The sequence below is a fragment of the Cupriavidus sp. 05N40 genome (genome assembly GCF_056397305.1).
The window spans coordinates 1-7,440 of the sequence record NZ_JBFTND010000280.1 but is presented as its reverse complement, the minus strand read 5'-3'; the positions used below and the strand labels follow the sequence as shown (position 1 = coordinate 7,440).

Below are 7,440 nucleotides of genomic sequence, written 5' to 3'. Positions count from 1 at the left end.
CCACAGGCTGCACCGGAGAAGACTGAGGCGCAGAGTTTGCACACTCCCTGGATCCATAAAAAAAGGCGCCCTGAGGCGCCTTTCCTTCACCTGCCGCGCATTGCGTAATCGCGGCGCGGCAGGAGATGCAGCAATTACTTGCAATAATTCGCGGCGAAGCAGGTATCGGTACCGGCGACATGAGCCCACTTGAGAACACCGTTGTCAATTACCGGCGAAACCGCAAAAACATAACCACCGGCCGCGGCCGTGCCAGTCGCCGTCACGACGCCGTCTGTAACAGTCAATGCCTGAACGTTACCGGGCAGCGTAGTCGGAATCTGCGGAATACCATTGGAGTTAGCACTGCAGCCCGTCGCGCTGCTGGTTTCCTGGACGCAGACACCCACAGCGGTCTTGTACGACTCCGCAGTATTGATGACTTCGGAGAACTTCGCCTTTTGCGTGTATTGCTGATATTGCGGAATCGCAATCGCAGCCAGGATACCGATGATCGCCACAACGATCATCAGTTCGATCAGGGTGAAACCCTTCTGGACACGGCGGCCCAGTTTCTTCAGTTGAACCCGTTTTTGCATGATTGACCCCTCGAAGGAATTTTGGATACAGATAGAAACATTTTGTTTCATGTGATGCTGTAAATCCTTTAGCACTTAGCGTGCCAGCGCCGCAAACCCCGGTGGCTTCGTCGGCGAGTGACAATTTTCGCCACTTCGGAGTGTTCCGAGCCTTGATACGGCGCAAATTTTGTCACTTAAGATGACGCGGACAGTCAGTAAACACAAAATCCTGTTTAACTCTGTGCGAAACCGCACTGAATTCCCGGGCCGCGGCGGTGCGGCGGAAAACGAAACGGGTGGCCCCTGGGCCACCCGTCCGGTAGTGCAGCAAGGTGCACCGTCCGTTCACGGAGCCGTCCGATCCGGACGGCTCCGCTTCAATACGTCATGCCGTCAGGCTGGCTGCGCCGCGCGTTTCTGCAGCAGCTTGCCGACCAACACCACCAGCGCCGCACCGATGATGCCGAACACAAGGTGCGCATGCGGCACGTGCATCTCGAACCAGGCGGCGTCCACGGGATCGCTCACCAGCATTTCGCCGGCCAGGTAGCCCAGCAGCGCGGCGCCCAGCACGATGATGACGGGAAAGCGGTCCATGACCTTGAGCAGGATGGTGCTGCCGAACACGATCAGGGGGATGGACAGGCCCAGGCCGAGCACCAGCAGCATCAGCTGGCTGCCTTCCGGTCCCTTCTGCGCCGCGGCGGCCACGGCCACCACGTTATCGAGCGACATCACCAGGTCGGCGATCAGGATGGTGCGGATCGCGGCCCAGATATTGTCCTTGGCCGAATGGCCGTCTTCGTCGTCTTCGCCGGTCAGCAGTTGCACGCCGATATAGACCAGCAGCAAGGCGCCGACGATCTTGAGGTAAGGCAGGCTGAGCAGCTTGACCGCGGCAACCGTGAGCACCACCCGCATGATGATGGCGGCGGCGCTGCCCCAGAAGATCGCTTTCTTCTGCTGGGCGGGCGGCAGGTTGCGGGATGCGAGCGCGATCACCACGGCGTTGTCGCCGGAGAGCACGATATTGGTCAGGATGATGGATCCCAGCGCGATCCAGAACGCGGTGGAGGACAGCAGTTCCACGGTAAAGCTCCTCGAGTTTTCTTAAATTATGATTCGAACGCCGCATGGCGACGGGCGATCCAACCGACGACGTCCAGCCGATGATGACGGAATTCGGATGTCTGAGTCTTCAGACATGAGATTTACCGTATCAAGCTTTCGATTCGGTTTCAATCGCCAGTTCGCCAGCCTCGGGAGATACCCTAGGTTCCTGGCGTCCCAGAATGACGCGCCCCCGCGCGAAGGCGGGGGCATCGAGGGCCGGCGGCGCACCTGCGTTCAGGCAGGCCACCCCGGCACCGGCAAATCTCCCGCCCTCGGGCGGGGTCCGCCAGATATCACCAGAAAGCGGCGATTACAGGATCGACTTCAGCAGGCGGCCCATTTCCGACGGATTCTTGGTGACCTTGATACCGCAGGCTTCCATGATTTCCAGCTTGGCTTGCGCCGTGTCGGCACCGCCCGAGATCAGCGCGCCGGCGTGGCCCATGCGCTTGCCCGGAGGCGCGGTCACGCCAGCGATGAAGCCAACCACCGGCTTCTTCATGTTGTCCTTGATCCACTCGGCGGCGTTGGCTTCGTCCGGACCGCCGATTTCGCCGATCATGACCACGGCGTCCGTTTCGGGATCGTCGTTGAACATCTTCATGATGTCGATGTGCTTCAGGCCATTGATGGGGTCGCCACCGATGCCCACTGCCGACGACTGGCCCAGGCCCAGCGCGGTCAGCTGGCCCACGGCTTCATAGGTCAGCGTGCCCGAGCGCGACACCACGCCGATGCGGCCCTTGCGGTGGATATGGCCCGGCATGATGCCGATCTTGATTTCGTCCGGCGTGATCAGGCCAGGGCAGTTCGGTCCGAGCAGCAAGGTCTTCTTGTTGCCCTTACGCATCTTGTCCTTGAGCTCCATCATGTCGCGCACGGGGATGCCTTCGGTGATGCAGACCACCAGGTCCAGGTCAGCGTCGACGGCTTCCCAGATCGCGGCGGCGGCGCCTGCGGGCGGCACGTAGATCACGGAAACGGTGGCGCCGGTGGAGTCCTTGGCGTCCTTCACGCTGGCGTAGATGGGAATGCCTTCGAAGTCTTCGCCGGCCTTCTTCGGGTTCACGCCGGCCACGAAGCAGTTCTTGCCGTTGGCATAGTCGCGGCAGCCACGGGTGTGGAACTGGCCGGTCTTGCCGGTGATGCCCTGGGTGATGACCTTGGTGTCTTTGTTAATCAGAATCGACATGCTGTAATCCTTTGCTTGGCTCCAAGCAGCGCGGGGCCTGGCCCGGCGCGCTGCTCGCGTCGCGTTTTGTTGGCGTTCGTGCGTCTTGGCTTACTTGCCCGCGGCCGCAGCCACCACCTTCTGGGCGGCTTCTTCCATGGTGTCGGCAGCAATGATGGGCAGGCCCGAGTCGGCCAGCATCTTCTTGCCGATTTCCTCGTTGGTACCCTTCATGCGCACGACCAGCGGCACGGACAGCGACACGGCCTTCGACGCAGCGATCACGCCTTCGGCAATCACGTCGCAACGCATGATGCCGCCGAAGATGTTGACCAGGATGGCCTTCAGGTTCGGGTTCTTCAGCATCAGCTTGAACGCTTCGGTCACCTTCTCGGTGGTGGCACCGCCGCCCACGTCGAGGAAGTTGGCCGGCTCGCCGCCGAACAGCTTGATGGTGTCCATGGTGGCCATGGCCAGGCCGGCGCCGTTCACCAGGCAGCCGATGTTGCCGTCCAGCGAGATGTAGGCCAGGTCGAACTTCGAAGCTTCGATTTCAGCCGGATCTTCTTCGTCCAGGTCGCGATAGGCGACGATTTCCGGGTGACGGAACAGGGCGTTGGAGTCGAAGTTGAACTTGGCGTCGAGCGCGATCACCTTACCGTCGCCGGTCAGGATCAGCGGGTTGATTTCGGCCAGCGAAGCATCGGTGTCCCAGAATGCCTTGTACAGGCCTTGCAGGGCCTGGCGGGCTTGCGCCACGCTCGCGTCGGGCACGCCGATCTTGCGGGCGATGTCGTCAGCGTCGGCATCGGCCAGGCCGGTTGCCGGATCGATGATCAGCGTGTGGATCTTTTCCGGGCTGTGGGCAGCGACTTCTTCGATGTCCATGCCGCCTTCGCTGGAAGCCATCAGGGCCACCTTCTGCGAAACGCGGTCCACCACCAGGCTGACGTAGAGTTCCTTCTTGATGTCAGCGCCTTCTTCGACCAGCAGGCGGTTGACCTTCTTGCCTTCCGGGCCGGTCTGGTGCGTGACCAGGGTCATGCCCAGGATGTTGCTGGCGTAGGTCTTCACATCGTCGATGCTCTTGGCCACCTTCACGCCGCCACCCTTGCCGCGGCCGCCCGCGTGGATCTGCGCCTTGACGACCCAGACCGGGCCGCCCAGTTGCTCAGCAGCCTTCAGGGCCTCTTCGACCGAGAACGCGGGGATGCCGCGCGGAACCGGCACATTGTATTTGCGCAGGATTTCCTTGCCTTGGTACTCATGGATATTCATGCGTGTTTCCTTTCGGGTAGGCGTAAAAGTGTAGAGATGGAATCTCGGCGTTTTGCAGGCCGTGCGACTTAGCCGGACGTGCCGGTAGGCCTGCGGGATACGGCGCCGCCTTCGGCGGCGGCGAGCGCCTCCGCTGGCTGCGCCGCCGGGGTCGGGGACCCTTCGGTCCTGATCCTCGGCTTCGGCTGGTGACCATACCAGCGCGGGTAAAACTGGCGCACCACCTCACCTTCGAAATGCAGGGCATGGCAGCCGTGCAACTGGTAAGGGGGTTCGGGATTGGTGTCTTCGGCGCCGGCGTCGCGAATATTGATGACGTCGCCGGCAAAGGCCTGGATCGCGGTGGTCGGCAGCACGCCGGCCAGCTCGGTCAGGTGGGTGCAGCCGGCCACGCCGGACAGACGTTCGCGCACCGCCTTGCGGAAGCCCTTCATCAGGTTCAGGCCGATGAGCTTGCGGTAGGCCGGGCCGATGGTGTCGCACTGCCCGGGGTAAGGCACCCAGTCAGAACAGGCATCGGCGTCCACCACATTCATGCGCACGTCGATCGTGACGCGCAGCCACAGGTCATGCAGGGGCTCGCCCACCGGGCGCACGCCGCCGCCGGCCAGCGGGATCGCACGCGGCTTGGTGTCGGTCAGGCGCGCTTCGATATCCCACAGGCCATCGTCCCTAAGATAGGCCTCGGCCGTGATGGCACGACGATGGCGCAGGGAGCGGTTGACGGGCGGGGAAAGCGGCATGACAGCAGGCTGGAGCGGGGGGAACGGACGGCTAATGAACAGCTACGAACGACCAAAGGACTGCTTTTGGGGGCGGCTGGGCCGGAAAACCGCAGGATTTTAACATGACGGACAACTTTGGCCGGGAACTAACTGCACGCGGTGCTGTTGGAGGCGATTGTCGGGCGGCGGATCGCCTGCTGCGGTGCGGGAAAGCGCGCCCCGAGGCGGTCATGCGGCCCGCGCGGCCAGGCTGCGCGCGGCGCGAATACGCCTACTTGCAACGCAGGTATGCGCCCCGTGCCGGTGCATGATATTGCGGGTGCGTCACGTCGCGCAGGGACACGCCACGACCCGCGGCGGCCCACCTCAGTCGCCGCCGTCCAGCCACTCGTCCGCGCCCTTGATGATGCGGCTGACCACCGAGCGGGAGAAACCGCGGGCCACCAGGAAGCGGATCTGCCTTGCCCGCTCTTCCGGCGTGGCCGGCGGGGCGCCGAAGCGCTTCTGCCAGACCGCGCGGCCCCGCTCCAGCTCGGAATCGCGCAGGCGCTCCTGCAGGTCGGCCAGCTGATCGCTGCCGAGCTGGTGGGTGCGAGCCTCCTGCATGACGCGGGCGGCACCGTAGCGGCTGGCGCGGCGGTGCACCAGGCTGTCGACGAAGCGCGCATTGGACAGCCAGTTCTCGCGCTCGAGCGCGTCCAGCAATTGCTCCAGGGCTTCCGGGGACTCCGCGTGCGGGGCCAGCTTGCGAGCCAGCTCCGTGCGGCTGTGCTCGCGGCGCGACAGGTAGCCGACCGCGCGGGCCTTGAGGGAGAGAGGGGGACGGGTGGCCATGAAGAAAGACGTCGCGAATGCACACCAAATGACACCGGGGCGGCGCGCGCTGTCGCACGTGCCGCCCCGGTCAGGCTCGGATCGCGGCCGGGATTGCCCCGGCCGGCTGCGCTCAGGCCTCGGCGGCAGTGACCGCGGCGGCAGGCGTGCCGTTCATCAGCACCACGCCCAGCGATTCGCGCACCTTGTTCTCGATCTCGTCGGCGATATCGGGATTCTCGCGCAGGTATTCGCGCGCATTGTCCTTGCCCTGGCCGATCTTCTCGCCCTTGTAGCTGTACCAGGCGCCCGACTTCTCGACGACCTTGGCATCCACGCCGAGATCGATGATTTCGCCCTGGCGCGAGATGCCCTGGCCATAGAGGATGTCGAAGAACGCCTCGCGGAACGGCGGCGAGACCTTGTTCTTGACCACCTTGACCTTGGTTTCGTTGCCGATCACGTCGTCGCCCTTCTTGATCGAGCCGATGCGGCGGATATCGAGGCGGACCGACGCGTAGAACTTCAGCGCGTTACCGCCGGTGGTGGTTTCGGGCGAACCGAACATCACACCGATCTTCATGCGGATCTGGTTGATGAAGATCACCAGGCAGTTGGTGCGCTTGATGGTGCCGGTCAGCTTGCGCAGCGCCTGGCTCATCAGGCGGGCCTGCAGGCCGGGCAGCGAATCGCCCATCTCGCCTTCGATTTCGGCCTTGGGCACCAGTGCCGCCACCGAGTCGATGACGATCAGGTCGACCGAGCCGGAGCGCACCAGCGCGTCGGTGATTTCCAGCGCCTGCTCGCCGGTGTCGGGCTGGGAGATCAGCAGATCACCCACGGACACGCCCAGCTTGCCGGCATAGTTGACGTCGAGTGCGTGCTCGGCGTCGATAAAGGCGCAGGTGCCGCCCAGCTTCTGCATCTCGGCCACCACCTGCAGCGTCAGCGTGGTCTTGCCCGAGGATTCCGGACCGTAGATTTCCACCACGCGGCCGCGCGGCAGGCCGCCGACGCCCAGCGCGATGTCCAGGCCCAGCGAGCCGGTGGACACGACCTGGATATCCTGATCGATGTCGGCTTCGCCCAGTTTCATGATCGAGCCCTTGCCGAACTGCTTCTCGATCTGGGCCAGCGCGGCCGCCAGCGCCTTCTGCTTTTCGGCGTTCACGCCAGCACTCGCCTTCTTGCCGTCATCCATGGTCGTCCTTCCATCAATGGTGTATAAATAGGCCGCATGTGGCGCGCTGCCTGCTTTTGCGGGCTTGCGCCCGCCCCGCGCCGCGCAACTCGCCACGCGACTTGCGCGTAAAAGAGGCGGCTAGTAATCCGGTAAATGCCGGCCCGCGCAAAGCGCGACCGGAACAAGCGGGTACTGTATAAAAAAACAGTATGCTTGGCAAGCCCCACCCGCGTCACCTGGCAACGACGGGTCACAAAAGGTGCGCCAAAGCCGAGCCTGGGTGGAGACAACCATGCGTATTCTGATCGCCGAAGATGACGATGTGCTGGCCGACGGCCTCACGCGCTCCCTGCGCCACTCCGGCTATGCCGTAGATCATGTCGCCAGCGGGGTGGAGGCCGATTCGGCGCTGTCCACCCAGACCTTCGACCTGCTGATCCTCGACCTCGGCCTGCCGCGCATGCCCGGCCTGGAAGTGCTCAAGCGCCTGCGCGCGCGCGGCGCCATGGTGCCGGTGCTGATCCTGACCGCGGCCGACGGCGTGGACGAGCGCGTCAAGGGACTGGACCTGGGCGCCGACGACTACATGGCCAAGCC

8 protein-coding genes are annotated in these 7,440 nt (G+C 63.8%); 1 reads left to right on the top strand and 7 read right to left on the bottom strand.

Translation table 11 applies throughout. The features are described from left to right. Positions 1-134: 134 nt before the first annotated feature. The 7 genes from AC1DO7_RS37570 to recA form a co-directional block, all read right to left on the bottom strand. Entirely contained in the window at positions 135-578 is a 444-nt protein-coding gene (locus tag AC1DO7_RS37570) for a pilin (protein ID WP_441621535.1), read from the bottom strand. 375 nt (positions 579-953) lie between these two features. Beyond that, a complete protein-coding gene (locus AC1DO7_RS37565) occupies positions 954-1,649 on the bottom strand; it encodes a TerC family protein (RefSeq protein WP_441621468.1) in 696 nt (231 codons plus the stop codon). A gap of 334 nt (positions 1,650-1,983) precedes the next feature. Beyond that, positions 1,984-2,865: a succinate--CoA ligase subunit alpha gene (gene sucD / locus AC1DO7_RS37560; protein WP_441621466.1), complete on the bottom strand. Its 882-nt coding sequence runs from the start codon at positions 2,863-2,865 to the stop codon at positions 1,984-1,986. 90 nt (positions 2,866-2,955) lie between these two features. Next, on the bottom strand, positions 2,956-4,122 hold the full coding sequence (gene sucC / locus AC1DO7_RS37555; protein WP_441621464.1) for an ADP-forming succinate--CoA ligase subunit beta: 1,167 nt from the start codon (positions 4,120-4,122) through the stop codon (positions 2,956-2,958). A gap of 68 nt (positions 4,123-4,190) precedes the next feature. Next, the gene (locus AC1DO7_RS37550) at positions 4,191-4,865 is read right to left on the bottom strand and encodes a DUF2889 domain-containing protein (RefSeq protein WP_441621463.1); all 675 of its coding nucleotides are present in this window, start codon (positions 4,863-4,865) and stop codon (positions 4,191-4,193) included. A 348-nt stretch (positions 4,866-5,213) separates the two neighbouring features. Continuing rightward, positions 5,214-5,681, bottom strand: a complete 468-nt coding sequence (gene recX, locus AC1DO7_RS37545; protein ID WP_441621461.1) for a recombination regulator RecX — start codon at positions 5,679-5,681, stop codon at positions 5,214-5,216. 112 nt (positions 5,682-5,793) lie between these two features. Further along, entirely contained in the window at positions 5,794-6,861 is a 1,068-nt protein-coding gene (gene recA, locus AC1DO7_RS37540; RefSeq protein ID WP_441643541.1) for a recombinase RecA, read from the bottom strand. A gap of 274 nt (positions 6,862-7,135) precedes the next feature. Between recA and AC1DO7_RS37535 the strand changes: the two genes are divergently transcribed. Beyond that, positions 7,136-7,440 (top strand): response regulator (locus tag AC1DO7_RS37535; protein ID WP_477117316.1); only part of this gene is annotated, 305 nt, incomplete at its 3' end.

Excerpts from the sequence above, each read along its gene's own strand:
- AC1DO7_RS37550 (WP_441621463.1), bottom strand. The coding sequence starts at position 4,865 with ATGCCGCTTTCCCCGCCCGTCAACCGCTCCCTGCGCCATCGTCGTGCC.
- sucC (WP_441621464.1), bottom strand. The coding sequence starts at position 4,122 with ATGAATATCCATGAGTACCAAGGCAAGGAAATCCTGCGCAAATACAAT.
- recA (WP_441643541.1), bottom strand. The coding sequence starts at position 6,861 with ATGGATGACGGCAAGAAGGCGAGTGCTGGCGTGAACGCCGAAAAGCAG.
- recX (WP_441621461.1), bottom strand. The coding sequence starts at position 5,681 with ATGGCCACCCGTCCCCCTCTCTCCCTCAAGGCCCGCGCGGTCGGCTAC.
- sucD (WP_441621466.1), bottom strand. The coding sequence starts at position 2,865 with ATGTCGATTCTGATTAACAAAGACACCAAGGTCATCACCCAGGGCATC.
- AC1DO7_RS37570 (WP_441621535.1), bottom strand. The coding sequence starts at position 578 with ATGCAAAAACGGGTTCAACTGAAGAAACTGGGCCGCCGTGTCCAGAAG.